Source organism: Dongia sp. agr-C8 (genome assembly GCF_054658695.1).
Genome location: NZ_BAAGHZ010000005.1, coordinates 215,877 through 242,670, shown reverse-complemented (window position 1 = coordinate 242,670; position 26,794 = coordinate 215,877). Strand labels below are relative to the sequence as shown.

Here is a 26,794-nt window from a genome sequence, read left to right as displayed (position 1 = left end):
TCGATGGCCCAGGTGACGAACCAACCGCCCATCCTGCAGAACCCTCTGCCGCCCGCCTACCCGACGGACTTCGACTTGGCCCTGATGGGCTACTACCGCAGCTACGCGCAGACCCTGGCCGGCACCGCCGCCGGCGAGACGCTGACCGGCGGCGCGCAGAACGACAAGCTGCTGGGCGCCGGCGGCAACGACATCCTGGTCGGCGGCACCGGCAACGACTGGCTGGACGGCGGCGCCGGCGCGGACGCGATGTTCGGCGGCGGCGGCTTCGACGTCGTCTCTTACATCAACTCGCCGGACGCGGTCTTCATCGACCTCGCGCAGCCGAACAGCGGCGACAACGACCCGGCCAACCCGGCCCAGTCGGATGCTTATGGCGACACGCTGTCGGAGATCGAGCAGATCAACGGCTCGCTCTACAACGACCTCATCCTCGGCGACAACAACGCCAACTGGTTCTACGGCTATGACGGCAAGGACGAGCTGCATGGCAAGGGCGGCGACGACGCGCTCTACGGCATGGACGGCAGCGACGTCCTGAAGGGCGGCGACGGCAAGGACACGATCAAGGGCGGCGACGGCAACGACCTGATCTATGGCGGCACCGGCCAGGACACGATCGACGGCGGCGCCGGCAACGACAAGATCTACGGCGAGGCCGATTCGAACATCATCGAGGGCGGCTCCGGCGACGACGACATCACCGGCGGCAGCTCCGATGACACCATCAAGGGCGAGAGCGGCAGCGACCTCATCTATGGCGGCGGCGGCGTCGACTCGATCGACGGCGGCAACGACCGCGACTACCTGCTCGGCGAGGGTGGCAACGACTATCTGTTCGGCGGCAGCGGCAACGACAGCCTCACCGGCGGCGCCGATTCCGACTATCTCGACGGCGGCGACGGCAACGACAAGCTGGTCGGTGGCGACGGCGTCGACTGGCTGATCGGCGGCGCCGGCGCGGACGAGCTCTGGGGCGACGCCACCGCGCTCAACACCGCCGACATCTTCTTCTTCAACGTCAACGCCGATACCGGCAATGACTCCATGGTTGACTTCGACGTCGCCCACGACGTGCTGAAATTCACCGGCGCGGACAAGAACGACGGCAGCGTCAGTATCGATCACACCGCCAACGGCTGGCTGGTGATCGAGTTCTCCGGCGGCGGCTCGATCACCTTCTCCGGCAACGAGGCGCTGTCCTCGGTGAACACCATGAGCCAGCTCCACGCGGTTGCCAACATTCAGTACGACAACGGCCTGGCGTAAGCCCCCATAGTCCGTTTGCATTATTGATCTGCCCCGCGCCGCAGGTGCTCACTCGGGTCCTGCGGTGCACCGCTACGGCAGCGGCGCGCGATCCAAGCTGCGGGGTCAACGATGTTACAGCTCAGGCGGATCGTTCTGCTCGCCGCGTTGTCGGCGACGCTTTCAGGGTGCCCGCTCTTCCTGATCGGCCCGAACATCTGGCACGAGGTCAAGCGGGAGCAGACCATCGATCCGGCGACCGGCGATATCCTGCGCACCTTCTATTGGCGCTCGGACAGCGGCGATACGGCAACGACGACGGACGTGATCCGCCGGGGCGAGGACAACGAGCAGCGGCGCGGCGTGCGCCCGACGCCGGTACAGGCCCCGTCAGACTGAGGCCCGCTTTCCATCAGCCCGGGGGCCGCGGATCCGCTATTTCCAAATCGGCTTGCCCGACCCCGGCAGCCCGAGACCCGCCCACATATCGGAGACCCGCTCCACCACATCCTGGTCCATGCGGATCTGGCGGCCCCATTCGCGGTGCGTTTCGGGCGGCAGCTTGTGGGTGGCGTCGAGGCCGAGCTTGCCGCCGAGACCGCTCTCCGGCGAGGCGAAGTCGAGATAGTCGATCGGCGTGTCCTCGACGGTCACGATATCCCGCACCGGGTCCATGCGGGTCGAGATCGCCCACATCACGTCCTTCCAGTCCCGCGCATCGATGTCGTCATCCACCACGATCACGAACTTCGTATAGATGAACTGCCGCAGGAACGACCAGACGCCCATCATCACGCGCTTGGCATGGCCGGCATAGGCCTTCTTCATCGAGACCACGGCGATGCGGTAGGAGCAGCCCTCCGGCGGCAGCCAGAAATCCTTGATCTCCGGGAATTGCTGTTGGAGGAGGGGAATGAACACCTCGTTCAGCGCCTCGCCCAGGATCGAGGGTTCGTCCGGCGGCCGGCCGGTATAGGTCGAGAGATAGATCGGATCCTTCCGCATGGTGATCGCGGAGATCGTGAACACCGGAAACGGCTCGACCGCGTTGTAGAAGCCGGTGTGATCGCCATACGGGCCTTCGTCGCGATAATCATCGAGGCTCACATGGCCCTCGAGCACGATCTCGGCCGAGGCGGGGACCTTCAGCGGCACGGTCTTGCAATCGACCAGCTCGACCTTCTTCCCGCGCAGCAGGCCGGCGAACTGGTATTCCGAGACCGTGTCCGGCACCGGCGTCACCGCGGCGAGGATCGTGCCGGGATCGGCACCGATCACGACGGCGGCGGGGAAGGGCTCCGGCTTCGCCGCCTTCCAGCGCGCATGGTGCTGCGCGCCGCCGCGATGCTTCAGCCAGCGCATCAGGGTCTGGTTCTTGTTCAGCACCTGCATCCGGTAGATGCCGAGGTTGAAGTTGTCCTCTTTCTTTTTCTTCTCCGGCCCCTTGGTCACGACCAAGGGCCAGGTGATCAGCGGCGCCGGCTCGTTCGGCCAGCAGCCCTGGATCGGGAACTCGTTCAGGTCGATCTGGTCGCCGGTGAGGACGACGTCCTGGACCGGGCCGTAGCCGACGGTCTTCGGCTGCATCGCCAGCACCGTCTTCACCAGCGGCAGCATTTCCAAGGCTTCCTTCCAGCCACCGGGCGGTTCCGGCTGCTTCAGGAAGGCCAGGGTCTCGCCGACCTGGCGCAGCTCATGGGGTTCACGGTCCATGCCCCAGGCGACCCGCTCGACCGTGCCGAACAGGTTGACCAGCATCGGGTGCTGGTAGGCCTTGCCCGTCTTGCGGCTGACCGGTTTCTCGAACAGGACGGCCGGGCCGCCCTCGGCGATCAGGCGGGTCTGGATCTCGGTCGCTTCCAATTCGGGATCGACCGGCGCCGTCACGCGCATCAGGCGTCCGGCGGCTTCGAGGCGGGCGATAAAATCGCGCAGGGAATCATAGGGCATGGCGCGGCGAGACTAGCGGTTTTGCCTGGTTCTAGAAAGTCGTCATGCACTCCAGACGCGTCATCGCCGGGCTTGACCCGGCGATCTTTCTCAGGCGGATAAAGACCCGCGGGTCAAGCCCGCGGGTGACGGATGTAGAGATGATTCCCACCGAGTTCGAAGACCTGCTCTCCCCCGCCGGCCGCCGCGTGCTGGCCGGCCGCGACGCCGCGATCTGCGGCGCCCTGGGCGATCCCCGGCGCCGCTTCATCGCCTGCGAAGGCCTGGTCAAGAAGGGCGCCGCCGAGTCCCTGCGCCGGACCCTCGAGCGCGAGATGCTGCCGCTGCTCTCCGAGCTGGCGCTGCCGATCCCGCCGGAGACGATCTGGGAGATGAAGCATAATTACGAAGAATGGCTGCCGAAGACCGCGCGGGTGAAGACCGCCACCTTGGAATCGCGGCGTGCCAGATCCACGATCCGCGCGCGCGAGCTCGGCCTGATCGACCTGCTCTCCTCGGAAAGCTTCATCGCCTTCGCCGAAGCGGTCGCCGGCCGCAAGCTGAAGCGCAAGGGCGGCCAGCAGGTCCTGTGCTACGGCCCCGGCGACTATGCGGGCCCGCACAACGACCATCATCCCGAGAACGAGGGCTACGAGAAAGGTTATCTCGACATCCATCTCTCGCTGGGGTCGCCGGCGATCGCGCACCAATACCTGGTCTACGCCAAGTCCGGCCATTTCAGCGAGATCGTCCCGGTGCACGGCCTCGGCACGCTCACCGTCTACCGCCTGCCGTTCTGGCACCTCACCACGCCCTTGCAGGCGAAGCCGGGCCGCGAGAAGGATGCGCGCCGCTGGGTGCTGCTGGGCACCTTCGGGTTCAAGGACGGCGGGCGGTAGCCCTGCGAGGCCTCAATCAGCGTCCAGACCCTCACCCAATCTCTCCCTCCGGGAGAGGGGCGCATCGGTGCGCGCGCTGCTGACGAGTTGGAACGGCGAATGAAGCAGCGTCCCCTCGCCCGCAGGGAGAGGGACAGGGTGAGGGTCTTGAAGCTGCGTGAGACCTGCCAAGCTGAAGCGGCCGCTACTTCAACCTTGCCGCCGCCAGCTCGCCCCATTCCGCATCGAGCGTGCCATTGTAGAAGCTGGCACCCGCCGTACCGTACCAGTAGCGCGCATTGCCTTCATCGCCTTCCTTGCGGTGCAGATAGGCATGCACGCGCGCGGCGTCCTTGCCGGACTCGTGATCGACGCAGCCATGGGCCTGGTCCCAGTCGCCCTTGGCATCCCACCACAAGGCTTGCAAAGCCGGCGTCAGCCCGGCGGGCGGCGCGTCCTGTTTCAGCGACTGCTTGAAGGCGGGGAGATCCATGATCACCGCCCCTTCAGCATCGCGCCGAGGATGCCGCGCACGATCTGCCGTCCCAGCGACGAGCCGACCGCGCGCACCGCCGATTTGGCGAAAGCCTCGGCCATGCCTTCGCGCTGCCGTCCCGCCGGTTTCGGTGCCGTGCGCCACGGCCCCCCTTCGGACCCACGGGGCGGCTGCGGGTCGCGGGCGACCGGATAATCCTCGCGCCGCTGCGGCGTCGGCGCCGGCTTCGGCATGTCCGCCTTCGCCGTCAGCATCTCATAGGCGGATTCGCGATCGACCGCGCTGTCGTATTTGCCCTTCACCGGACTCTGCGCCAGCACCGCCTGGCGTTCCTCCGGCTTGCAGGGGCCGATCCGCGCCGTCGGCGGCAGGATCAGCATGCGTTCGACCACGGTCGGTGCGCCCTTCGCGTCGAGGGTCGAGACCAGGGCCTCACCGACGCCGAGCTCGGTGATCGCGGTCGCGGCATCGAAGGCGGGATTGGCGCGGAAAGTCTCGGCCGCGGCCTTGACCGCCTTCTGGTCCCGGGGCGTGAAGGCGCGCAAGGCATGCTGCACCCGGTTGCCGAGCTGGCCCAGGACCGTGTCCGGCACGTCCAGCGGGTTCTGGGTCACGAAATAGACGCCGACACCCTTGGAGCGAATGAGCCGCACCACCTGCTCGATCTTCTCGAGCAAGGCCTTCGGCGCCTCGTTGAACAGCAGATGCGCCTCGTCGAAGAAGAAGACCAGCTTCGGCTTTTCGGGATCGCCGACTTCCGGCAAATCCTCGAACAGCTCGGCCAGCAGCCAGAGCAGGAAGCTCGCATAGAGCCGTGGCGACTGGATCAGCTTGTCGGCGGCGAGCACGCTGATGAAGCCGTAGCCCGCGCGCTCGACGCGCATGAAGTCGGTGAGGTCCAGCGCCGGCTCGCCGAAGAAGCCGCCGGCGCCCTGGTTCTCCAGCACCAACAGCTGCCGCTGGATCGCACCGATGGTCGGCTTTGCGACATTGCCGTAGCTTGTGGAAATATCCGATGCATTGTCGCCGATATGCTGCAGCATGGCCCGCAGGTCCTTCAGGTCAAGCAGCAGCATTCCCTGCTCGTCGGCCAGGCGGAAGGCGATGTTGAGCGCGCCTTCCTGCACCTCGTTCAGCTCCAGCAGGTTCGCAAGCAGCAGCGGTCCCATCTCGGAGACCGTGGTGCGGATTGGATGCCCCTGTTGCCCGAACAGGTCCCAATAGACCACCGGGAAGCTATCGCCCTGCCAGTCCTTCAAGCCCAAAGCGGCGGCACGTTCCTTCGCCTTCGGATGGTCGCCGCCGACCTGGGATATGCCGGAAAGATCGCCTTTGACGTCGGCCAGGAAGACCGGCACGCCATTGCGGGCGAAGCCTTCGGCCAGGACCTGCAGCGAGATGGTCTTGCCGGTGCCGGTGGCGCCGGCGATGAGGCCATGCCGGTTCGCCATGCGCAGCGCCAGGCCGAGGTCCTTGCCCGCGGCCGGGTCGCGCCCGATCAGGATCGAATCAGCCATCTCAGACCAGCGGGGAGGTCTCGATCGCGGTGCCGCCGGCTTCCTTGATCGCCTTCTGGTAGGCCCGCTCGGAGCCGAAGGGTCCCTGCTTCTTGAACTCGGTGAGCTTCGCCGGCCGGATTTCGCCGGAACGCGGCATCACCTTGAAGAAGCCGCCCTCCCGGCCGATCAGCGGGATGATCCGGTTCAGGCGCGAGAAGCGCCGCCGGTGGTTGGCCGATTGCTCGCGCATCACCTTGCGCTCGTAGGAGTCCTTCTCGAACACCATCTCATAGGCGATGATGAATTCCTCGATGAAGTCCTGCTCCACCACCTGCATGTTGGACATCAGCCAGCAGCGGTCCTCGAAGGTCCAATAGGTGGCCAATCCGACCACTTTGTCCTCGCGGGTGATGTAGGGATAGAAGGGGAAGGCACGGCAGGCGAAGCTGCGGTTGTCGCGCTCGCAATGGGCCGGGCCCTTGCACTCGGCCGCCATGCAGGACTTGTGCATGTCCGAGAGCAGGTCGCGGTCGGCGGCGTTGGTGATCTTGAACTTGTGCCAGAGGTCGGACCGGGTCTGCAGCAGCTTGAACTCGGTCTTGTCCATGATCGGGATGGCATGGCCGGTGGTGCAGCAGACCGGCTCGCCGTTGTTGAGCGGGGCGCAGTATTTGCCGCAGTCGTAGCGCGACACGCTCGCCTTGAAACGGTCATAAAGCACCGCGTAATCCTGCGGCTGCATCCCTTCGAACTTTGGCAACACTGCCTCCTTGGCCTGGTTTTGCCGGGGTTATGGGGTCCCGGAAACCTTCTTTTAAGACTGATCCGGCAGACTGGCCGGCTCGCGCTGCTGTGATCCGGAATGCCTTTTGTGCATAGGGCGTCTGTGACGGATCGCACTGCCGAGACTCGGGATTCTAGCGTAGAATCATTGAGATTGCAGCAGAACGGGTGGGTTCGGGGGCGATTTCGGACCTCCCAAACGAGACATAGGGATCATGAAGCGGTTTTGGGTGGTCGGCGGGATCTATGCCGACACCGGTTTCGACCGGATCGCCGAGGGCGGCAAGGAAGAGCGCATCGGCCCGTTCCAGGACTATGCCACGGCCAAGGCCGCCTGGCAGAAGCGCGCCTGGGAAACCGTGGACAATGCCAATGCCCGGTTCCGCATCGAGGAGGAGGGCGGCGAGCCCTGTTTCTGGGTGGTGGGCGGCTCCTACTGCAACACCAAGTTCGATGAGCCGGCGGCCGGCGGCGGCGAGGAATGGTACGGCCCGTTCGACGACTACAACGCCGCCAAGACCGAATGGTCGCGCCGCTCCTGGTCCAATGTCGATGACGCGATGTGCCGCTACCGCATCGAGAAGCTGGTGAAGGGCGAGCATCCGCATTCGGAGAAGCAGCCGGTCAAAGCTGCCCAAGTCAAAGCCCCCCAGATCAAAGCACAGGCCGGGAGCCGCCGGTGAATTCATCGCATTTCTGGATCGAGGCCCTGGGCCTCGTCGCCGCCTGCCTGACCACCTCCTCCTTCCTGCCCCAGGCGATTCGCATCTGGCGCACCCGCTCGGCGCGGGACGTCAGCCTCGCCATGTATGTGATGATGGCGGTCGGCAACAGCATGTGGCTGACCTACGGCATCCTGATCGGCTCGATCTCGATGATCTTCGCCAACGCGACCTGCCTCCTGATGGTGGTCTCGGTCCTGGCCCTGAAGATCCGCGACATGCTGCAGCCGAACCTGCTGGTCGAGATTGTCGCCCATGAAGCGGCGGTCGGCGCCCCCGGCAAGCCGGTCAACACCAACGAAGTCCCCAACACCCCCCGCATCCCACCCGCCGCGGCCTGATCGCGCTACGCTTGGCCGTAGCGTTGGCTCTTCCGGCGAGCGCACCCAGCCGTGATGCCGCATATCAAGCAAAGCGGAAGATCCAGCACTCGAACTCACGCACCCGCCGGCACCACCCAGCCGCGGTAGTGGATCAGCTTCGCGCCCCAACTCAAGTCGATGTCGATGTCGAAGTGGAAGCGTTGCGCCTCCGCATGCTCGATCGCTTTCAGCCGCGGCCAGAGCCAGCGCGGCACCGGCAGCCCCAAGGCCCGCATCCCGACCACGGAGAGGCTCACCCCATCCTTCACCGCGCCGACAGCGAGGTCGAAGCAGACGATGCCGAAGCGCTCGACGATGATCGGTGCGCCTTGCTTCCCGGCCGGCTCCAGCACCGTGAAGATGCCCTGGCCGTCGAAGTCGCGGTGCCAGATCTCACGGCCGCGCTCGGCGATCACCGTCACCAGGGTCGGCAGGTCGCGCCCGGCCGGCGGGAAGTTGAATAGCCAGCCGACCAGACGCGCATGCCAGGCAGGCCCCCGCTCGATGTCGCAGCGGCCCTGGCTCAGCAGGATGTCGAGCGCACCATGCTGGCTCCTCACCGGCTTCGGCAGCTGGTGGAACAGCCGGCCTAAAGTCTGCTGGAACAGCGGTTGCAGCGTCATCTTCCCCTCACGTCAACAGATCGTCGAGCAGCCGCACGGTTGCACCGTGCCGTTCCGGCAGCAGCAGGTCGCGCAAGGCCGGCTCCAGCGCCGGGCAGCGGAAGGCGAAGCCGATCTCCAGCGCCCGCTTCGGGTTGACCCGCGATCCTTCCAGCAGCAGGCTCGCCCGTTCGCCGAGCAGCGCGCGCAACGGCGCTGCCGGCATGCGCAGCCAGGCCGGCCGATGCAGCACGCGGCCGAGCGTGCGCGCGAATTCCGCCTGCCGCACCGGCAGCGGCGCCGTCGCGTTGATCGCGCCGTTGAACAGCGGATCGGCGATCGCCCGCGCGATCATCTCCACCGCATCGTCGCGATGGATCCAGCTGATGAACTGCTGCCCGTCGCCGATCACCGCGCCAAGCCCGAGGCGGAAAGCCGGCAGCAGGCTCTTCAGCATGCCGCCTTCCGGCCCCAGCACCAGGCCGAGCCGAAGCCTGCAAACGCGCATTCCCAACATCGCGGCGCTCGTCGCCTCGCGCTCCCAGGCCCGGCATAGCACCGCGGCGAAGCCCTCGCCCGCCGGCGCGCGTTCGTCCAGTTCAGTCTCGCCACCGGCGCCGTACCAGCCGATCGCCGAGGCGCTGACCAGCACCTCCGGCCGCCGGCTGCGGGTCGCCAGCCAATCGACCAGCAGCCGCGTGACACCGACCCGGCTCCCGACCAGCTGGCGCTTGCGTTCCTTGGTCCAGGCCCGGGCGAGGATCGGCGCGCCGGCGAGATTGACCACTGCATCGATGGCTAGGCCCGGCGGCAGGTCGCTGAGCTCAGTCGCCACCATCGGCGCGGTGCCGAGGAGGAGATGCGCCCGGACCGCGTCGCGGGCGAGCACGATGACCCGGTCGCCGCGCTCCTGCAGGCGCGCGACCAGCGCCCGGCCGATGAACCCGGTCGCACCCGTCACCAGAACCGTGCGGCGCTCCAGCAGTCTCCCGGTCATCTTGGCCTCCATCGGTTAAGTCGGTTGTTTCTGAAAAAACAGAAATCATTCGGCAAAAATTTTTCGCGCTTTTCCTATTCCCGCCTGCGGATCACCAGCCGCGCCACCTTCGCCCCCAGGCGCACCAGCTTGCTCAACACCGGAGTCGGCAGGGTCTTCACTTGGTCATACCAGAGCGTCGCGGTCTCGACGAAGGAAAGCACCGCCGCCATGCGCTCCGTCACATCCCGCGCGGTCGACGGATCGGCCTTGGCCTCGGCGACGCATTGGGCGAGCGTTCCCATGGTCGGGTCGATCTCGCGCTGCTTCCGCTGCTCGATGATGGTGAGGGCGATCTTCCAGACATCCTTCTCGGTCTCGAAATGGTCGCGCCGGTCGCCCAGCACATGCACCATGTTGGCGAGGCCCCAGCCCTGCAGCTCCTTCAGGCTGGTCGAGACATTCGAGCGCGCGATCGACAGCGTGTCGGCGATCTCCTCGGCGGTCAGCGGCTTGGCCGAGAGATAGAGCAGGGCATGGATCTGCGCCACCGAGCGGTTGACCCCCCAGCGCGCGCCCATTTCGCCCCAGTGCACCACATAGCGCTCCATCGGCCGGGTCAGGTTCATTGCTCGGGCTTTCGGTAATTTCTGTCTCAACAGAAATATCGGACGGAACCGGGACGGATGCAAAGGTCACCTTGCCGCACCCAGGCTCCTAGCATCGTCATGCCCGGGCTTTACCCGGGCATCTGGTGCCGTTGGAGAAAGGCCCGCGGATCAAGTCCGCGGGTGACGGCCCCCTGTGGCCGCGATCCGCTGCAGCACCGCCGGCCGCGGCTCCGTGACCTCGCCGCAGTGATAGGCCCGCACCACCAGCCCCTCGGCTTGCGCGACGTCCAGGAGCTCCCCCGGCTTCAGCAGGAAGTCCGGATTGCTCGGCTTGCCGAAGCGCGCGTTGCCGACCCCGAAGGTCTCATAGAGCAACACGCCGCCCGGCAGCAGCGCCGCGGCGAGCTTCGGGAAGAGCGGCCGGTGCAGGTAGTTGGTGACCACGATCCCGGCGAATTGCCGCGCGCCCAGCGGCCAGGGCGCGCCGCCTTCCAGATCGGCGGCGATGACCTCGATTTGAGCATCACCCTTGAGATCGGCGAGGCCCGCGACATTGCGGTCCACCGCCGTGACCGCATGGCCCAAAGCCTTGAAATACCGCGTATGCCGGCCGCCGCCGGCGGCGAGGTCCAGCACCGGGCCGCCGCGCGGAACGAGATGTGCATGCCGTGCAATCCAGGATGACGGCGGGCTGACTTGCATTGCTCACACCCAAAGATCAAATACTATGCCAAGGTCATGTTAGCCGGTCACCGAGCCCGTCTCGACCGGCCGATACGGCGACACCAGATTTCATATGAGTGCGATCAACCGGCCCGGATCATGATTCTCTATCAGCTCAACTGCGATCGGCAACACAGCTTCGAAGCCTGGTTCAAGGACGGCGCCACCGCCGACCGCCAGCTGAAGCGCAGGACGGTGGAATGCCCGTCCTGCGGCAGCATGAAGGTCGCCAAGGCCTTGATGGCGCCCAGGGTCGGTAGGGGCGTCGGCCGCAAGAGCAACAGCCGCGCGATCGCCGCAGTCGAAGCGCCGACGGCGCCGAGCGCGCCCGCGCCGATGCCGGTAGCGGCACCCAAGGCCGCGGTGATCCCGGCCGAGCTGCGCCAGGCGTTGCTGGAAGTCAGGAACCAGATCGAGTCCAATTGCGACTATGTCGGCGACAAGTTCGCCGAGGAAGCGCGCAAGATCCATGAAGGCGAAGCGCAAGCCCGCGGCATCTACGGCGAGGCGACCGACGCCGAGCATGAAGAGCTGCTGGAGGACGGAATCGCGGTCGCGCGCGTGCCCTGGGTGAACCGCGGCGACGCCTAGGACCTATTCTTCGGTGATGAAATGAGAAGGGCCAGTTCACCGAACCGGCCCTTCTGCATTGCGGGCTATTCGCCGCCCTCGCAAGGATCGGCGGACTTGGTCGTCTTGCCGATGCCGGTATTCTTCATCAAGCCGCCGGAGATCTTCTCGAGTTCGTCGGCGGTCAGCTCCTCTTTGCGCGGGCCTTGGGGAGTCTTCGATTTCGGGTCGGGATTCGGGGACGACATGGCAGATCCTCCGCGTGATTGCAGGATGCAGATTCGTCGCTGGTGGAGAGCCGGTGCCGGCTATTCGCCGCCGCCGCAGGGGTCTTCGGTCTTGGCTCTCTTCAAGCCGCCGGTCACTTTTTCGAGGTCGCGGGCTTCGAGCTCGGAGTCCTGCTTCGGGCGCGTCGGCGCCGCAGGCGCCTTGCCCTGTTCCTTGGGATTCGTCGAGGTCATCGGGATCTCCTTCCGGATTTCAGGTTGGCCCGTCCCCACGGAAAGAAGGCGGAACATCCACAGGAATTGTTTGCCTTCCAACAAGACTGTAGTCTCGGCCGGCTTCGGGTTCAATCCGAAAGGAGGGCATTCTGGCCGCGAATGGCGACCTCTATGCCGCCGGCTGGCGCTGGCGGACCGGCCTGCCGCTCCCGGCGGCACTCCCCTGGCCGGCCGACCGGCCGGGCGCTCCGGACCTGACCTTCCGCCCGGGCGACGTGCCGGGCGCTTTGGCCGATCCGGTCTTCGACCTCGAAGCGCTGCAGATCGCCGCCGACGGCACCGCCTTGGTGCGCCTCGCCGGCATCGGGAAGTTCCTCGTCCGGGAAGCGGAAGTCGCCTACGCGCTGGAGACCGGGCCCGCGGCGCCGGAGGTGACGGCGGCGGTCTATGGCAATGTGCTGGCCTGCATCGCCTGGCGCCGCGGCCGGCTTGCCTTCCACGGCAGCGCCGTTGCGATCGACGGCAAGGCGGTGCTGCTGCTCGGCCCGCGCGAGCTCGGCAAGTCTCTCCTTGCAGCAGCCCTCGTCCGCCGCGGTCATGCGATGCTCAGCGACGAGGTCGCGGCGGTCGCCGGCGCCCGCTGCTATCCCGCCGGCTCGATGCTGTCGCTGGCCGACGACGCGCTCATCGCCGCCGGCATCGCGCCGGAAGGCCTGCCGCAATATACCAACTTTCCGATCGCCAAGCGGCTTTGGATCGCCGGCCCGCGCCCGGAGCCGCGTGCCTACGAAATCGCCGCGGTGCTGCGCCTCCGGAAGGCCGAAGCCGATGCGCCGATCGAACCGGCACGGCTGGAGCGCGACGAAGCGCGCGAAGCCCTGCTCGACCAGTTCTATCGCCGCGACATGCTGCGCATCCTCGAGACGGGCATCGGCGCGCGGTGCGAAGCGGAAGCGCTGATCGCGGCCGCACCCGTCTATCGCTTTCCCGTGCCCCGCAGCCTCGCCCGCGTCGAGGAAGTCGCGGACCATATCCTGGACCTGGTCCGCTAGAACGCACCGCCTCGGCGTGCCAGACTCCCGCGCCATGAGTCAGGCGACCTTCCTTCCGCACTGGATGCCGGATGCGCTCATGGCGGCGCGTGCCCTGCGCGCGACTACCCAGGGCACGCGCGGCGCCAGGCACGCGCTCTATGTCGTGCTGCTGAAGGATACGCGCAGCGCCGGCCGCTGGGGACTCTATGTCGGCGAGACCTCGCTCGATCCCGACATGCGTTTCGACCAGCACAAGACCGGCTACAAGGCGAGCCGCTACGTCAATCGCTTCGGCATCCGCCTGCTGCCGCAGCTCTTCGCGCATTTCAATCCGCTGAAGCGCTGGGAAGCGGTTGAGCTGGAACCGGTCCTGGCCGAGGCCTTCCGCGCTGCCGGGGTGCCCTGGGTGGAGGGCGGCCATTGACGGCTTGCAGCGGCCCGGCAAGCGGTCGATAACGGTCTCCTGAAAGGATCCGCCGAGAATGTCCAAGCCCGCCCTCTCGAATCCCTTCGGCCGCATCGCCGAGATCGGCGTGCTGCCGGTCATCGCCATCGAGAATCCGGAGCATGCGGTGCCGCTGGCCGATGCGCTGCTCGCGGGCGGCCTCCCGGTGGCGGAGATCACCTTCCGCACTTCTGCGGCCGCGGAAGTCATCGCCCGCATGGCCAGGGAGCGTCCGGCGCTGCTGGTCGGCGCCGGCACTTTGCTCGACCGGATCTCGCTCGACATCGCCAAGAAGAGCGGCGCGCAATTCGGTCTCGCGCCCGGCTTCGATCCGGAAGTGGTCGATCACGCCGCCGATGCCGGCTTTCCCTTCGTGCCCGGCATCATGACGCCGAGCGAGCTATCCGCGGCCATGCGCAAGGGCGCCAAGGTCTTCAAGTTCTTCCCCGCCGGCACGATCGGCGGACCCGAGGCGCTGAAGTCGATCTCCGCACCCTTCGCGCATCTTGGCTTGAAGTTCGTGCCGACCGGCGGCGTGTCGCTCTCGAACATGCGGGACTGGCTGAAGGTCCCCGGCGTGGCCGCGGTCGGCGGCACCTGGATCGCGAAGACCGAGGACATCCGCAATGCCCAGTGGGACAAGATCGCCGCCAACTGCCGCGAAGCGCTCGCGGCAGTGGCGGCATCCCGCAAGGCCTAGTCGCGGCCCCTTGTTTCAATCGTCGTGCCCGGGCTTGACCCGGGCATCTGGTTCCAATCGGCGCGAGATGCCCGGATCAAGCCCGGGCATGACGGACTAAATTAGTCGCGACCCCAGACCCGGCGGTCGTTGAGCATCGGGAACTCGTACTGGTGCCAGGTCGGATAGGCGGGCTTCTGCTCGCTCGCGGCGTCCAGCGCCTTCACCTGCGCGGGCGTCAGGTTCCAGCCGACCGCGCCGATATTGGCGATCAGCTGTTCCTCGTTGCGCGCGCCGATGATGAGTGTGGAGATGGTCGGCTTCTGCAGCAGCCAGTTCAGCGCCACCTGGGTGAAGGTCTTGCCGGTTTCCTTCACCACCTCGTCCACGGCATCGACGATCTTATAGAGACGCTCTTCGTCGAAATGCGGCCCGGTCTCCGGGATCTGCGCCGCGCGGGTGCCGGCCGCCGCCTTCTGGCCGCGCCGGATCTTGCCGGTGAGCTTGCCCCAGCCCAGGGGACTCCAGACCACGGCGCCAATGCCCTGGTCTAGCCCTAGCGGCATCAGGTCCCACTCATAGTCGCGATTCAAGAGCGAGTAATAGACCTGATGCGCGACATGGCGCGGGAAGCCGTGTTTGTCCGAGGCGCTGAGCGCCTTCATCAGGTGCCAGCCGTTGAAGTTCGAGGCGCCGATGTAGCGGACCTTGCCTTCGCGCACCAGCTGGTCGAGCGTCGCCAAGGTCTCCTCGACCGGCGTGTTGTAATCCTGGCCGTGCAGCTGCAGCAGGTCGATGCGGTCGGTGCCCAGCCGCTTCAGCGAGCCATGCACGGTGTCCAGCAGGTGCTGCCGCGACGAGCCGAAATCGTTCGGGCCGTCGCCGGTGGGAAACGTGGCTTTCGTCGAGATCAGCAGCCGCTCGCGCTTGCCCTTGATCGCCGCGCCCAGCACTTCTTCCGAGGTGCCGGCCGAATAGACGTCGGCGGTGTCGAACATCGAAACCCCGTGATCGAGGCAGACATCGATCAGGCGGGTCGCTTCCTTGGCCTCGGTCGACCCCCAGGCCTTGAAGAAGTCGCCCTTGCCGCCGAAAGTCGCGGTGCCGAACGAAAGTGCCGGCACGCGCAGGCCGGAGGCTCCAAGCCGTCGAAACTCCATGCGCTAATTCCCTTGTGAGAGTGTGGATGTACGCGAAGGTTGTGTTATCCCGCGATACATCAGGACGGAGACAAGCGCAATCGCGTCGGCGAAACAGTCGTCATTGCCGGGCTTGACCCGGCAATCTGCCGCCGGCGCAAGACCCGCGGGTCAAGCCCGCGGGTGACGTTTCATTTTGTCCAGCACACCGCAGCCGCGCCGCTAAACCACCTGCGGCTTCATATCCGCCTTGTCGATCCCGGCGACCTTGACCGGCTTCTTCATCGCATCGCGGCGGAAGGGCTCGCCGAGCTCCTGGTTGATCATCGCCTCGATGAGCGTGGTCTTGCCATGCTTCATCTGGTCCTCGATCGCCTTGCGCAAAGCCGCCGTCAATTCGTCCATGGTGAAACACTGCACACCCTGCAGCCCGCAGGCCTTGGCGATGCCGGCATAGGAGACCTGCTCGTCCAGCTCGGTGCCGACAAAATTGTCGTCGTACCACAGCGTCGAGTTGCGCTTCTCCGCGCCCCACTGATAGTTCCGGAACACCACCTGGGTGATCGCCGGCCATTCCTTGCGGCCGATCGCGGTCAGCTCGGTGACCGCGATGCCGAAGGCGCCGTCGCCGGAGAAGCCGACCACCGGCACAGTCGGGCAGGCGATCTTGGCGCCCACCACCGAGGGCAGGCCATAGCCGCAGGGACCGAACAGCCCCGGCGCCAGGTATTTCCGGCCCTCGTCGAAGGTCGGATAGGCATTGCCGATCGCGCAGTTGTTGCCGATGTCCGACGAGATGATCGCGTTGCGCGGCAAGGCCGCGGTGATCGCGCGCCAGGCCTTGCGCGGGCTCATCCAGTCGGGCTTGGCCTTGCGCGCGCGGTCGTTCCAGGTGGTGCCCGGATCGTCCTGCTCGTGGTCCATCGAGGTCAGCTCCTGGGCCCAGGCCGATTTCGTCTGCGCGATCGTCGCCTTGCGCGACGCGCGGTCGGTGTCGCCGGCATTGGGGCTGAGCTGCGCATGGATCGCCTTCGCCACCTTCGCCGCGTCGCCGACGATGCCGACCGTGATCGCCTTGGTGAGGCCGATCCGGTTCGGGTTCATGTCGACCTGGATGATCGAAGCAGACTTCGGCCAATAGTCGATGCCATAACCGGGGAGCGTCGAGAACGGATTGAGCCGCGTGCCCAAGGCCAGCACCACATCGGCCTTGGCGATCAGCTGCATGCCCGCCTTGTTGCCGTTATAGCCGAGCGGCCCGGCGAACAGCGGATGCGATCCTGGAAAGGCGTCGTTGTGCTGATAGCCGCAGCAGACCGGCGCATCCAGGGTCTCGGCCAGCGCCTTCGAGGCCTCGATGCCGCCCGCCGACAGCACCACGCCGGCGCCGTTCAGGATCACCGGGAACTTCGCCTTGGAGAGCAAGGCCGCCGCCTGCGCAATCGCTTCCGCGCCGCCGCCCGGCCGCTCGAAGGCGAGGATGGGCGGCAGCTCGATGTCGATCACCTGGGTGAACATGTCCCGCGGCACATTGATCTGCGCCGGCGCCGAATGGCGCTTGGCCTGGGCGATGACGCGGGTCAGCACCTCGGCGATGCGGCTGGGATCGCGCACCTCCTCCTGATAGGCGACCATGTCCTTGAACAAGGCCATCTGCTCGACTTCCTGGAAGCCGCCCTGGCCGATGGTTTTGTTGGCGGCCTGCGGCGTGACGAGCAGCAGCGGCGAGTGATTCCAATAGGCGGTCTTCACCGCGGTCACGAAATTGGTGATGCCCGGGCCGTTCTGCGCGATCATCATCGCCATCTTGCCGGAGGCGCGGGTAAAGCCATCCGCCATCATCCCGCCGGAGCCTTCATGGGCGCAGTCCCAGAAGGTGATGCCCGCCGCCGGAAAGATGTCGGAGATCGGCATGAAGGCGGAGCCGATGATGCCGAAGACATGCTCGATGCCATGCCGCTGCAACACCTTCACGAAGGCTTCTTCGGTGGTCATTTTCATGAGAAATGGTCCTGATTGAGGTCGCTCGATGCCGGCCATGGTGCCACAGCCGCGGCAAGCGGCGTAGGTCCATCCACCGCCGCGCGATGGGTGCAGAGGAGGTCCGCTAAGTCCTTGGGATAAAACCGTCATCCCCGGACTTGATCCGGGGATCTGGCTCCGGTGCGAACTCCCGACCAGACCCGCGGGTCAAGGCCGCGGGTGACGGCTAAAGGTGCAGCCCTACTCCGGCAACCCGGAGATCACGAACAGCGACGCCTGCAGCCCGGTCGGCTTCGAATCCGCGCCGAAGGCCTTGGCGAACACCGCCTTGGCGCCGCCGTTGCGGAACAGGCGGCTCAGCGCCCGGTCGACTTCCAGCCGGAAATCGGCATCGCGCGGCATGGCCAGCGCATAGGGCTCGACCGACAGGAACTGGTCGGCCAGCATCAGCTTGCCGTTCTGGTTGCGCTTCATCAGCATGTATTGAAGGATCGTGCGGTCGCCGAAATAAGCGGTGAGCGCGCCGCTCGACAGCTGCTCGAAGCCCTGGGAATGACTCTTCATGGTGACGATCTCGGCGCTGATGCTGCGCGCCGCCAGGAAGGCCTTCAGGTCTTGCTCCGTCGTCGTCCCGCCGAGCACCCCGATCTTGCTGCCGGCCAGCGCCTCGAAGCTGGTCGGTCCGCCCGGCTGGATCATCATGCCGGCGCCGCTGATGAAGGTGGAGATCGAGAAATCCATCGACGCCCGCCGCTCCAGGGTCGCGGTCGTCGCCTCGCAGAGCAGGTCGGCCTTGCCCTCGGTGATGGCCTGCAGCCGATCCTCGGGCGTCACCTTCACGTAGGCGATCTTGAGCGCGGGCAGCTTCAGCTCGGCCTTCACCGATTCCACGACCGCGCGACAGAGCTCGACCGAATAGCCCTCGGGCACGCTCGCCCCCTCGGCCATGAAGGAGAACGGCGCCGCATCGTCGCGATAGGCCAGCCGGATCTCGCCCTGCTTGGCGATCCGGTCCAGCACGCCCTCCGCCGCGGCGATGCCGGGCAGAAGCAAGGTGAGCATCAGCGCAGCTGCGCCGGACATGATCCGCATGATGAGAGCTCCCCTGGGTTATGCCTGAACTCTAGCAGCCGGGCTTGCCGGGACGCGAGTTGGCCTTTGGGGATGATGCACGCTGTCGCGGATCACTGGCCCGTCATCCCGGGACTTGGTCCCGGGATCCACGCCTTTCTTTCTTCGAGCCCCAAGGCGTGGATCCCGGCGCCTAGCGCCGGGATGACGGCTGTGGTTAGACACGACATGCGGCGGTTACTGCCGCAGAAACTTCGTCACGAACCCGATCGTCGCCGCCGGATTCTCATCCATGATCCAATGCCCGGAATCCGGGATGACCCCGCCGGTCACGTCGCTCGCGGCAAAGCGCAGCACGTCGGCCATGCCGGTGCCGAAGGAATGATCGCCGCCCAAGGCCAGCACCGGCATCGGTAGCTTGCCGCCGGCGGCCAGCATCGCCTGGTTGTCCACCGCATCCTGGTTGAAGGCGGCGAACTGCTCGAAGGCGTCGTGCATGGCGCGCGGCCGGGCATAGAGCGCGGCGTAATGGTCGCGCGTCTCCTCGGTGATCTTCTTCGGGTCGAAGGAAAGCTCGTTGTAGAAGCGGTCGAGATAGATCCGCTCGCGGCCCTGCACCAGCCGTTCCATGTCGGGGCCGCGGAAATTGAAATGCCACAGCATCGGGCTCTTCAGGATCTCGTCCCACGGCCCGATCCCCGGCAGCGGCGCGTCGATCACCACCCATTTGCTGATGCGCGCCGGGTACTGCCCGGCCAGCGCATAGCCCACCATGTTGCCGATATCATGCGTGACCAGGTCGGCGCGGTCGATCTTCAGCGCATCCATGACCCCGGCGATGTCCAGCGCCTGGTTCTTCTTGGTATAGCCGCCGTCGGGATGCGCCGAGAGCCCCATGCCGCGGAGATCGGGCACGATCACCGTATGGTCCTGCATGAGCGCCGCCGCCAGCGGCGCCCACATATCCCCGGTATCGCCGAAGCCATGCAGCAGCACCACCGCCGGCCCATGCCCGCCGACCCGGACATGCAAGGTGGTGCCGTTGGTCGCGACCTCCTTGTCGATGAAGCCCTGCGGGAATTCGCCGTAAGCCGCAGCCGGCGCAACGGGTGCGAAAAGCAGAACCAGAACTTGGACTAGCGCCAGGCCCAGCAAGCGAGTCATATGTGTCTCCTGGTCGTGGCTGTGAAAAGTAGCGGACGCTAGCACGGTGCGCGCGGCGGTACCTCGCCGCGAAGGCTGTTACGAGGCGGCTTCACAACTCTTCTATGCTAAAGTTGAAATTGGCTGCTTCGCGGATCGGATCTAGCCCTTACTAGAAGATGGTTGACTGCTCATAAAGCGGCGAAACTGCCGCTTTAGCGATCTGCACTCCTCTGCGCTCTCCAATGTCGGCGACCACCCGCGTAATGTGATGGGTTGTGTTGATTGCGCGCCAGATCGTTGCATTTCCAGGCCCAGCTAGCCCTTTCGCCGTGCGGTAGATGAAATCATCGGCCCTCGAAAAATCTCGGCCTGCAAAATTCTTGCTCAAAATAATGCGATTGCATACTTCGCGCATGATTTCGCTATCCTTGCCCGCCTTTTTCCCGCGTTCGATGATCCATTCTTCGCCCGTGGTGTAACGGTAGTGCCTAATGGCGGCGCCACCACTCGTTCCGAACACCAGCTTGGCGCAGTCGGCGGCATAATCTCCAAACATTTGCTGGTCGGCGCTTGATTGGTCGAAACGAGTGGCAAGTCTCCAAGCCTTCCATTCGTTTCGCGGCGCTCGGTAGTGGGAATCCGGCTGAGCGAGATTCTTTTCGGGGAAATTTGTTCCCTGGAAGATCACGTGTCTCCACAGGGCGGCTTCCTGCAACAACTCAAAAGCTGCCGAAATGATCGGTGCGATTAAGGTTGGCTCTGTGAAGTCGGCATCATGAAAATCAGCGAATATCGAACATTCACTGGGGTCGGCCTTCACCGCATCCAAAACACGACATACGCTATCGATTGCTTCGCGGTCGATGAGATCGGCCGAGGAAAGAACGACGCCAAATCTGGAGAGAGGTCCATCGCAGAAGGAAGCCTTTACTGTGGCTTTGTCCAGACTGGAGAAGTCCTTCAGCGAGAAGAGGGGGATCGCTCGGACCGACGCCTTTCTCGCCAACTCAAACATTCGCGGCAGCCAAGCGCTGACGCGATCTCTTCCGAAGTCGTCGATCAAATACGTTGGCTCGATAAAAGCGTCCCGATCCCGCCAATACCTCGACAAGATGCTGCCGATGGTAGGAACTTGATCACCTGGAAAGAGGCTGTTCTGCAGTTCCTCGTCCCGCTCTGCGGGCGGGGGCACAATCAATCGAAGTGCCAAGCAGTCTGCAACATCTGAAGCGAGATCACGTATCCCGGTTAGTTCACCGGTCTTCATTCGAAGCGCAGGGGAATAAAGCGGTCTGCCAATCGTAAGCATGACTACTCCTGGATGTCTGGAACAAGCTGCCGGCGAACTAATCCTCTGCCAATTTTTTCTGAAAACAGAGCGTAATCATTTCGCTCCATCCTGATTCGCCCAAATATGATAGCCGAATTTATTCCAAGTTGCTTAGCCAACTTCTCTACGGCTGTCGGTAGTCTGGCAACCCTTGCGGGCGATCGAACCCAGATTTCCTCCGGTATTAGCAAGTTGCTGGCGAACGCGTTCGCCTCTTCCTCAAATTCATCGACTTCAGGCGAAGTGACATCATCGAAGAAGCCAGATGCCAGCCCTGTTCGATAGTGAAGTATAATATGGCCGAGTTCATGAAGCAGAGTGAACCAAAAGTTGTCCAAGCTATCTCGTAGCAGGGTAAGGCCGATAACTGGCACATCATCTACGAGGAATGATGCGCCATCGACGGACATTCCTGGAATGTGAGGCTCAGCAATCAGAACTATTCCATGCCTGCGTAGCAATTCTTGAGCAAGCCTTGGGCCATCGTCGTGAGAGCTAAGGCGGACCAGTTGCATTAGCCAGGAGACGTCTATTGGGCGGTATTTAGGGAGCGCCGAATTAATAATGTGCTCGGCTCGTCGGGTGACCTGCGCCTTCCAAGAGATTAGTGACCAATCTTGAGAGTGGTCGATGACATTCATCCCTGTTCGAAGTAAAGAGGGCGTGCCGTAACGAATGACGTGGTCACCTACGTAGCGCACCAGTGCAGCTATAGCATTCTCATCATTTGGATCTTTAGCCTCGAGCCATTTGTGGTCGCGGGCGTGACGCAGTACCTTCGCTACCTGAGAGCGAGGCGTTTCGATTGCTAAGCCCAATCTCTCCTTTAGGGGCGTCGAGATGTCGATGCTCCACGTGACTCCTAAGACGCCTGCCACCTTCTGATAGTTCGACAAGCTGATAGATCGATATCTTTCAGTTTCCCAGCGTTGGATAGCTTGTTCGCGTAGGCCCAACTTGCGAGCCAACTCTTTCTGAGAAAGCCCTTTCGTGATCCGCGCGACAATAAGAAGGGCACCAGGATCACTTCCGGCCAGTTCTTTCAAGGCTGAAAAGTCGCCGTTCTTGGCTTTCTGATAAGACTCTAGAAGCTTTCTCAGTTCGTTGCGCTCGGTTGTAAGGGATCGATGGATGCCGTTGATCACTTCACGCGGCAACCCTTCCACCAGCGCTCTCAACACCTGTTCGGAAGATAGCGCTCGGTTCAATTCTTCGAGAAAAAGGCTAGCCTCCCTCGCTTGTCGGTCATTCGAGATCAGTGAGGTCGGGGCCATATAGGAATAGTAGACACAACATATATGTTGTGTCAATGCCAAATGGCGATTTTTTAAGCCCCGAATCAGATAAATTTGCTGATTATTGAATTGGAGGCCAAGGGACGTGGATGGCGATTACTCTCGAAGGTAATTGGCACTCGGGTAAGGCTTTTGACTTGCACACTGTGTCAAGCACGCATCTTGGTACCGACGAATTCGGACATGATCGTTTCGAAAATACGCGAAGTGAAATGGGGGAGCTTGTCTATCAGTTGAAGTACAAGCACGACCAATCTACCGTTTCAAGGATAGTCAAGTTACTGGACCAGATTGGTAACATCGAAGGTTTCGACTTCCTTGTTCCGATTCCGGCTACGAATAAGAATCGACCGATTAAGCCGGTTGAACTAATCACAGTCGCGTTGGGTAAGAGGCGAGGCGTTCCTGTGGTCTGCGACTGCTTGCAAAATTCGGGCAATGAAGAACTGAAGGGAATTACGGATCCCGTAGCCCGAAATGAACTTCTGGAAGCTGCATTCAAGCTCAACCCAATGGGCGCCAAGTTTCAGGGCAAGAAGATATTGCTCGTCGATGACCTCTATAGATCTGGTGCAACCCTCCACGTTGCCACTGACCTCTTCTATGAACGCGGCAAAGCCGGACGTGTTTCGGTGTTGACGATGACAAAGACGAGAAGCAATCGATGACTGTGGTATTCCTGTCTGGCTCTCGGAAGATCAGTCGTATTGGATGCGATGTTCGAGAGCGGATAAAGAATATGGTGGAGAATCACCTTAAGATAGTTGTGGGCGATGCTAATGGCGCTGATAAAGCGATGCAAAGCTGCCTCCATGAGATGGACTACAGCGAAGTCACAGTTCATTTTGTTGGGGCAGCGCCTCGCAATAACATAGGCCACTGGCCTACAAGAAACGTAATCACATCAGATCGTCTTTCGGGTCGCCACTTTTACGCCCAGAAGGACAAGGAGATGTCGAGAATTGCCGACTGTGGGCTCGTACTATGGGATGGAAAGAGCTCCGGATCGGTCCAGAACATGTTTTGGTTATTGGCTGAGGGCAAGAAGCTCGTTGTTTATTTTGCCCCAGAGAAACGCTTTTATAACTTCCAATCGAAAGATCAGCTGATCGAGTTTCTACTCCGTTGTGATGATGATACTCTCGACGAACTTGAGAGGAAAATTTCAATTCCCGAGAGGTTGCGAAGCGCTAACCGACGCCAGGTGGCTCTTGAATTTTGACGTCTGAAAGTCAAAGCAAATACACACATGCTTTGACGTCTCGGCGTACGGCACTTGCGAACCACGACATTGCACCCTTAGGCGCGCACCGGTTTCCGTGGTGCAGATGAACTTGAATTCAAGCGACGCCATACCGGACAAACCGCACGCATCCTGCTATACTGCAAGCGCTGTTTGACATCGTGAGTGATGTGCTGAAAGCCGTGCGTCGCAAGGGGCTGCTGATTGCCCCAGGGCGAACCTTTACAGGGCCTTTACCCGGGCAGGGAATCGCTTTCGTCGCGCGGGATGGCGTTTCGCCTGCGGCCTCAAGCGCTTGATCCGGATTTTCACCCTAAATACCGACCCTCCGCCGTAAAGGTTGTGTTGCCGGTGCCGCGCGGGCTGAGCGGTTCGTCAACCCCGACCGGACCCCGACAGAATTACACGACCCCGACCGGACCCCGACGAGATCAATTCCAACGCAGACGACCGGACCGGACCCGGACAGGCACGGCACAGCAAGGCGCCGCGCAATTCTGAAGGGATCGGCCGTTCGCCGCTGTCCGTATTCCGTCCGCTCGCAAATGCCGCAGTTTTCCGCCATTTTCTCTTGCCCCGACCCGGACAGGACCCGGACAGAATCAGGTTTTCATGCCCCTGAGACAGGCCTCACCCTTCGCGCCGCCCAATTTCGCCCGCATGCATAGGGACAAGACCGCCGTCTGTGTTCCGTCCGTCCACGAACCCCGCGGTTTTCCGCCACTTTCTCCGGCCCCAACGCAGACAGGACGCAGACAGAATCAAGTTTTCACCCCCCGAGACCTGCCTTATCCATCGAGCCGCCCAATCCCACACGGACGCCCACACGGACGCACTAATAAGACCCGCACCGCATGACGCCCGCCCGCCGCAATCTCCACAGCCTGCTTCTGCTTTCCCCCGCCGCCCTGGTCATGGCGCTCTGCGGCATCATCCCCATGGCCTTCGTCGCCTACTATTCGCTGCACGACACCTTCGGCGGCAACAGCTTCATCTGGGTCGGCACCACCTGGTTCCAGCAGATCCTGGTCTCGCCGGAGTTTCACGCGGCGCTGCTGCGCAGCCTCGGCTTCTCGCTGCTGGTGCTCAGCGTTGAGATGCCGCTCGGCATCCTGGTCGCGCTGAAGATGCCGCCGCGCGGGATGCTGGCCTCCGCCTTCATCATCCTCTTCACCATCCCGTTGCTCACGCCGACCATCGTCGTCGGCTATCTCTGGGCGGCGATGACCCTGCCCAAGGCCGGCCTGCTCTACGAGCTGCTGTCATGGCTCGGCCTCGGCCTCGACATGAATCATCCGGTCGTGGTCTGGCTGGTGCTGGCGGCGATGGATGCCTGGCATTGGACCGGGCTGGTGGTGCTGCTCTGCTATGCCGGCCTGCGCGCCATCCCCGACGACTATTACCGCGCCGCCCGCATCGACGGCGCCTCCGCCTGGGCGGTGTTCCGCCATATCCAGCTCCCCAAGCTCCGCATCGTGCTGCTGGTCGCCGTGCTGCTCCGCTTCATGGACAGCTTCATCATCTACACCGAGCCCTATGTCGTGGCGCGCGGCGGGCCTGGTGTGGCCACCACCTTCCTCTCGCGCGAGCTGGTGCAGACCGCCCTGGTCGAGTTCAATCTCGGCGAAGGCGGCGCCATGGCGGTGGTCTATTTCCTGGTCGTGCTCTGCGTCTCCTGGGCCTTCTTCACCCTGGTGGTGTCGAGGCACAGCCTCGACCCGAAGGCGGGGCCGGCATGACGCAGCGCCCCAGCCTGATCCCGATCCTCTACGCGCTGTTCATCGCGGTGCCGCTCTATTGGCTGCTGGTGATGAGCCTGAAGACCAATGCCGAGATCGGCGCCAGCTTCGCCCTCTGGCCGCGGATCCCGACCCTGGAGAATTTCGCCGTCATCTTCAGCGACCCGGCCTGGTATCTCGGCTATGTGAACGCGCTCATCTACGTGCTGATGAACGTCGCGATCTCGGTCGGCGTGGCGATCCCCGCCGCCTTTGCCTTGGCGCGCTATCGCTTCTTCGGCAGCCGCGCGCTGTTCTTCGTGCTGCTGACCTTCCGCATGATGGCGCCCGCCATCCTGCTGGTGCCCTTCGTGCAGATCTTCTCCGACCTCGGCCTGATCGACACGCATATCGCCGTCGCCATCGCCCATTGCTTCTTCAATGTGCCGATCGCGGTCTGGATCCTGGAAGGCTTCGTCTCCGGCATCCCGCGCGAGATCGACGAGAGCGCGCGGATCGACGGCTACAGCTTGCTCGGCTATTTCCGCCGCATCCTGCTGCCGCTGATCGCGCCCGGGATCGCGGTCACCGCCTTCTTCTGCTTCATGTTCTCCTGGGTCGAGGTGTTGCTGGCCAACGGCCTCACGGTGGTCGCGGCGAAACCGATCAACGGCATCATGTCGCGGGCGGGCAGCGTCAACATCGCCGACATCCCGCTGCTCGCCGCGGCGGGCGTGCTCGGGCTGATCCCCGGCCTGCTGCTGGTCGTCTTCATGCGCCGGCATCTCGCGCGCGGCTTCTCGATGGGAAGGGTAGTCTAAACACCAAACGTCATTGCCGCCCCCGGACTGCGATCCGGGGGTTGACCCGGCAATCCCGTGCAGATTGGAGAGAGATGCCCGGGTCAAGCCCGGGCATGACGAATCAAGTATTCCAGCTCGCGTACCACGCCTTGAACTGCCTCCACGCCGCTTCCAGATGCGCCTTCTGGCTGGGCGAAAGCGCATCGCTCGGATTCAAGTGGAGCTCGTATTCCTGATGCCCCTCGAGCACCATCAGCTGCTTGTAGTAGAGGACCAGGTCCGGGCCTTCGTCGAAGGTCGAGAGCACGCGCATCGCCTCGTCGAGCTCCAGCGCCTTGCGCCGTGCCGCGGCGTCGCCGGCCGCGGCCTTCTCGCAGAGGCTGATCAGGTGCAGCACTTCCTTCGGCAGCGCGTTGCCGACGCCGGTGATCGCACCCTTGGCGCCGCAATTGACGAAGCCGTGCACCACCTGGGTGTCCACGCCGACCATCAGCGTGAGGGAAGGGTCGCCCGAGGTGATGTTCTCCGCGGCATAGGTCAGCGACTTGGCGCCGCCGAACTCCTTGAAGCCGATCAGGTGCTTGTATTTGGCGCGCAGCGCGAAGAAGAGCTCGGCCTTGGTCTCGAAGCCGTAATAGGGGCTGTTGTAGATGACGGCGGGGAGATCGACCGCCGCTTCCAGGATGCCGGCGAAATGCGCGGCCTGCGCGGTTGCCGACGGCCCGCGCGACAGCACCCGCGGGATCACCATCAGCCCGGCGGCGCCGACCTTCTTCGCATGGGCGGCGAGCGCCGCGGCCCGCGCCGGGTTCTGCGCCCCGGTTCCGACCACCACCGGGACGCCGGCCTTCACCAGGGCCTCGACGCCCTGCATGCGCTGCGCGTCGGTCAGCAGCGGCCAGTCGCCCATCGAGCCGCAATAGACCACGCCGGACATGCCGAGCCCGACCAGCTCCTTGCCCATCCGGGCGAGGGCGTCGAAATCCGGCGTGCGGTCGGCTTTCACCGGGGTCATCAGCGCGGGAATGCACCCGCGGAACGGATTGGCGGCCAAGGCTCTCTCTCC

The 26,794-nt window shown here is 64.0% G+C and carries 30 protein-coding genes; 13 read left to right on the top strand and 17 right to left on the bottom strand.

Annotation, left to right across the window (positions count from 1 at the left end; all coding sequences use genetic code 11):
* Positions 1–3: 3 nt before the first annotated feature.
* Together ACYQ4T_RS25465 and ACYQ4T_RS25460 are read left to right on the top strand one after the other, a co-directional pair.
* Positions 4–1,269, top strand: coding sequence for a calcium-binding protein (locus tag ACYQ4T_RS25465; RefSeq protein ID WP_459859438.1), 1,266 nt, complete (start codon positions 4–6; stop codon positions 1,267–1,269).
* A 111-nt stretch (positions 1,270–1,380) separates the two neighbouring features.
* Positions 1,381–1,647, top strand: coding sequence for a hypothetical protein (locus tag ACYQ4T_RS25460; protein WP_459859437.1), 267 nt, complete (start codon positions 1,381–1,383; stop codon positions 1,645–1,647).
* Between the two features lie 36 nt (positions 1,648–1,683).
* Here the strand turns inward: ACYQ4T_RS25460 and ACYQ4T_RS25455 are convergent, their stop codons facing one another.
* On the bottom strand, positions 1,684–3,198 hold the full coding sequence (locus tag ACYQ4T_RS25455) for a UbiD family decarboxylase (RefSeq protein ID WP_459859436.1): 1,515 nt from the start codon (positions 3,196–3,198) through the stop codon (positions 1,684–1,686).
* A 140-nt stretch (positions 3,199–3,338) separates the two neighbouring features.
* Between ACYQ4T_RS25455 and ACYQ4T_RS25450 the strand changes: the two genes are divergently transcribed.
* Positions 3,339–4,076, top strand: a complete 738-nt coding sequence (locus ACYQ4T_RS25450; protein ID WP_459859435.1) for a hypothetical protein — start codon at positions 3,339–3,341, stop codon at positions 4,074–4,076.
* 184 nt (positions 4,077–4,260) lie between these two features.
* Here the strand turns inward: ACYQ4T_RS25450 and ACYQ4T_RS25445 are convergent, their stop codons facing one another.
* The 3 genes from ACYQ4T_RS25445 to ACYQ4T_RS25435 are packed head-to-tail and all read right to left on the bottom strand — an operon-like array spanning position 4,261 to position 6,810.
* On the bottom strand, positions 4,261–4,548 hold the full coding sequence (locus tag ACYQ4T_RS25445; RefSeq protein WP_459859434.1) for a hypothetical protein: 288 nt from the start codon (positions 4,546–4,548) through the stop codon (positions 4,261–4,263).
* 2 nt (positions 4,549–4,550) lie between these two features.
* The gene (locus ACYQ4T_RS25440) at positions 4,551–6,068 is read right to left on the bottom strand and encodes a helicase HerA-like domain-containing protein (RefSeq protein ID WP_459859433.1); all 1,518 of its coding nucleotides are present in this window, start codon (positions 6,066–6,068) and stop codon (positions 4,551–4,553) included.
* 1 nt (position 6,069) lies between these two features.
* Positions 6,070–6,810 (bottom strand): hypothetical protein, encoded by a 741-nt coding sequence (locus ACYQ4T_RS25435; protein WP_459859432.1) that lies wholly within the window; start codon positions 6,808–6,810, stop codon positions 6,070–6,072.
* Between the two features lie 238 nt (positions 6,811–7,048).
* Between ACYQ4T_RS25435 and ACYQ4T_RS25430 the strand changes: the two genes are divergently transcribed.
* Together ACYQ4T_RS25430 and ACYQ4T_RS25425 are read left to right on the top strand one after the other, a co-directional pair.
* Positions 7,049–7,516 carry a DUF4170 domain-containing protein gene (locus ACYQ4T_RS25430; RefSeq protein ID WP_459859431.1) on the top strand — a complete coding sequence of 156 codons (468 nt, stop codon included), beginning with the start codon at positions 7,049–7,051 and terminating at the stop codon, positions 7,514–7,516.
* Positions 7,513–7,896 (top strand): SemiSWEET family sugar transporter, encoded by a 384-nt coding sequence (locus ACYQ4T_RS25425; protein WP_395016739.1) that lies wholly within the window; start codon positions 7,513–7,515, stop codon positions 7,894–7,896. The genes ACYQ4T_RS25430 and ACYQ4T_RS25425 overlap by 4 nt, the downstream gene beginning before the upstream one ends.
* 95 nt (positions 7,897–7,991) lie before the next feature.
* Here the strand turns inward: ACYQ4T_RS25425 and ACYQ4T_RS25420 are convergent, their stop codons facing one another.
* From ACYQ4T_RS25420 to ACYQ4T_RS25405, 4 genes are all read right to left on the bottom strand, one after another.
* Positions 7,992–8,540: a DUF4166 domain-containing protein gene (locus ACYQ4T_RS25420; protein ID WP_459859430.1), complete on the bottom strand. Its 549-nt coding sequence runs from the start codon at positions 8,538–8,540 to the stop codon at positions 7,992–7,994.
* Between the two features lie 7 nt (positions 8,541–8,547).
* Complete coding sequence (locus ACYQ4T_RS25415) at positions 8,548–9,516, bottom strand: TIGR01777 family oxidoreductase (RefSeq protein WP_459859429.1); 969 nt, start codon at positions 9,514–9,516, stop codon at positions 8,548–8,550.
* A gap of 74 nt (positions 9,517–9,590) precedes the next feature.
* The gene (locus ACYQ4T_RS25410; protein WP_459859428.1) at positions 9,591–10,124 is read right to left on the bottom strand and encodes a GbsR/MarR family transcriptional regulator; all 534 of its coding nucleotides are present in this window, start codon (positions 10,122–10,124) and stop codon (positions 9,591–9,593) included.
* Positions 10,125–10,274: 150 nt separating this feature from the next.
* A complete protein-coding gene (locus tag ACYQ4T_RS25405; RefSeq protein WP_459859427.1) occupies positions 10,275–10,808 on the bottom strand; it encodes a class I SAM-dependent methyltransferase in 534 nt (177 codons plus the stop codon).
* Positions 10,809–10,928: 120 nt separating this feature from the next.
* Here ACYQ4T_RS25405 and ACYQ4T_RS25400 point away from each other — a divergent pair, with 120 nt between their 5' ends.
* The gene (locus ACYQ4T_RS25400) at positions 10,929–11,420 is read left to right on the top strand and encodes a DUF1178 family protein (protein WP_459859426.1); all 492 of its coding nucleotides are present in this window, start codon (positions 10,929–10,931) and stop codon (positions 11,418–11,420) included.
* 65 nt (positions 11,421–11,485) lie between these two features.
* On the opposite strand, the gene ACYQ4T_RS25395 is transcribed toward ACYQ4T_RS25400, so the two are convergent.
* Positions 11,486–11,647: a bacteriocin gene (locus ACYQ4T_RS25395; protein ID WP_459859425.1), complete on the bottom strand. Its 162-nt coding sequence runs from the start codon at positions 11,645–11,647 to the stop codon at positions 11,486–11,488.
* Positions 11,648–11,707: 60 nt separating this feature from the next.
* Positions 11,708–11,860 carry a hypothetical protein gene (locus ACYQ4T_RS25390; RefSeq protein WP_459859424.1) on the bottom strand — a complete coding sequence of 51 codons (153 nt, stop codon included), beginning with the start codon at positions 11,858–11,860 and terminating at the stop codon, positions 11,708–11,710.
* A gap of 257 nt (positions 11,861–12,117) precedes the next feature.
* Between ACYQ4T_RS25390 and ACYQ4T_RS25385 the strand changes: the two genes are divergently transcribed.
* From ACYQ4T_RS25385 to eda, 3 genes are all read left to right on the top strand, one after another.
* On the top strand, positions 12,118–12,894 hold the full coding sequence (locus ACYQ4T_RS25385; RefSeq protein ID WP_459859423.1) for a hypothetical protein: 777 nt from the start codon (positions 12,118–12,120) through the stop codon (positions 12,892–12,894).
* Between the two features lie 79 nt (positions 12,895–12,973).
* Entirely contained in the window at positions 12,974–13,300 is a 327-nt protein-coding gene (locus ACYQ4T_RS25380; protein WP_459859422.1) for a hypothetical protein, read from the top strand.
* Positions 13,301–13,358: 58 nt separating this feature from the next.
* A complete protein-coding gene (eda, locus tag ACYQ4T_RS25375) occupies positions 13,359–14,021 on the top strand; it encodes a bifunctional 4-hydroxy-2-oxoglutarate aldolase/2-dehydro-3-deoxy-phosphogluconate aldolase (RefSeq protein ID WP_459859421.1) in 663 nt (220 codons plus the stop codon).
* Positions 14,022–14,122: 101 nt separating this feature from the next.
* Here the strand turns inward: eda and ACYQ4T_RS25370 are convergent, their stop codons facing one another.
* From ACYQ4T_RS25370 to ACYQ4T_RS25345, 6 genes are all read right to left on the bottom strand, one after another.
* Positions 14,123–15,160 carry an aldo/keto reductase gene (locus ACYQ4T_RS25370; protein WP_459859420.1) on the bottom strand — a complete coding sequence of 346 codons (1,038 nt, stop codon included), beginning with the start codon at positions 15,158–15,160 and terminating at the stop codon, positions 14,123–14,125.
* Between the two features lie 201 nt (positions 15,161–15,361).
* Entirely contained in the window at positions 15,362–17,140 is a 1,779-nt protein-coding gene (xsc, locus tag ACYQ4T_RS25365) for a sulfoacetaldehyde acetyltransferase (protein ID WP_459859419.1), read from the bottom strand.
* Between the two features lie 222 nt (positions 17,141–17,362).
* Positions 17,363–18,214 (bottom strand): amino acid ABC transporter substrate-binding protein, encoded by an 852-nt coding sequence (locus ACYQ4T_RS25360; RefSeq protein WP_459859418.1) that lies wholly within the window; start codon positions 18,212–18,214, stop codon positions 17,363–17,365.
* 216 nt (positions 18,215–18,430) lie between these two features.
* Positions 18,431–19,357 carry an alpha/beta fold hydrolase gene (locus tag ACYQ4T_RS25355; RefSeq protein WP_459859417.1) on the bottom strand — a complete coding sequence of 309 codons (927 nt, stop codon included), beginning with the start codon at positions 19,355–19,357 and terminating at the stop codon, positions 18,431–18,433.
* A 151-nt stretch (positions 19,358–19,508) separates the two neighbouring features.
* Positions 19,509–20,648 carry a beta family protein gene (locus tag ACYQ4T_RS25350; protein WP_459859416.1) on the bottom strand — a complete coding sequence of 380 codons (1,140 nt, stop codon included), beginning with the start codon at positions 20,646–20,648 and terminating at the stop codon, positions 19,509–19,511.
* Between the two features lie 2 nt (positions 20,649–20,650).
* Positions 20,651–21,847, bottom strand: a complete 1,197-nt coding sequence (locus tag ACYQ4T_RS25345) for an ImmA/IrrE family metallo-endopeptidase (RefSeq protein WP_459859415.1) — start codon at positions 21,845–21,847, stop codon at positions 20,651–20,653.
* Positions 21,848–22,053: 206 nt separating this feature from the next.
* Between ACYQ4T_RS25345 and ACYQ4T_RS25340 the strand changes: the two genes are divergently transcribed.
* The 4 genes from ACYQ4T_RS25340 to ACYQ4T_RS25325 all read left to right on the top strand — a co-directional run bounded on the left by ACYQ4T_RS25340 (position 22,054) and on the right by ACYQ4T_RS25325 (position 25,746).
* Complete coding sequence (locus ACYQ4T_RS25340; protein WP_459859414.1) at positions 22,054–22,632, top strand: ComF family protein; 579 nt, start codon at positions 22,054–22,056, stop codon at positions 22,630–22,632.
* Positions 22,629–23,186, top strand: coding sequence for a hypothetical protein (locus ACYQ4T_RS25335; protein ID WP_459859413.1), 558 nt, complete (start codon positions 22,629–22,631; stop codon positions 23,184–23,186). Before ACYQ4T_RS25340 ends, ACYQ4T_RS25335 begins: the two co-directional genes overlap by 4 nt.
* Before the next feature lie 875 nt (positions 23,187–24,061).
* Entirely contained in the window at positions 24,062–24,946 is an 885-nt protein-coding gene (locus ACYQ4T_RS25330; protein ID WP_459859412.1) for a carbohydrate ABC transporter permease, read from the top strand.
* The gene (locus ACYQ4T_RS25325; RefSeq protein ID WP_459859411.1) at positions 24,943–25,746 is read left to right on the top strand and encodes a carbohydrate ABC transporter permease; all 804 of its coding nucleotides are present in this window, start codon (positions 24,943–24,945) and stop codon (positions 25,744–25,746) included. The genes ACYQ4T_RS25330 and ACYQ4T_RS25325 overlap by 4 nt, the downstream gene beginning before the upstream one ends.
* A 103-nt stretch (positions 25,747–25,849) precedes the next feature.
* Here ACYQ4T_RS25325 and ACYQ4T_RS25320 read toward each other — a convergent pair whose 3' ends face one another.
* Positions 25,850–26,782, bottom strand: coding sequence for a dihydrodipicolinate synthase family protein (locus ACYQ4T_RS25320; protein WP_459859409.1), 933 nt, complete (start codon positions 26,780–26,782; stop codon positions 25,850–25,852).
* Positions 26,783–26,794 lie beyond the last annotated feature (12 nt).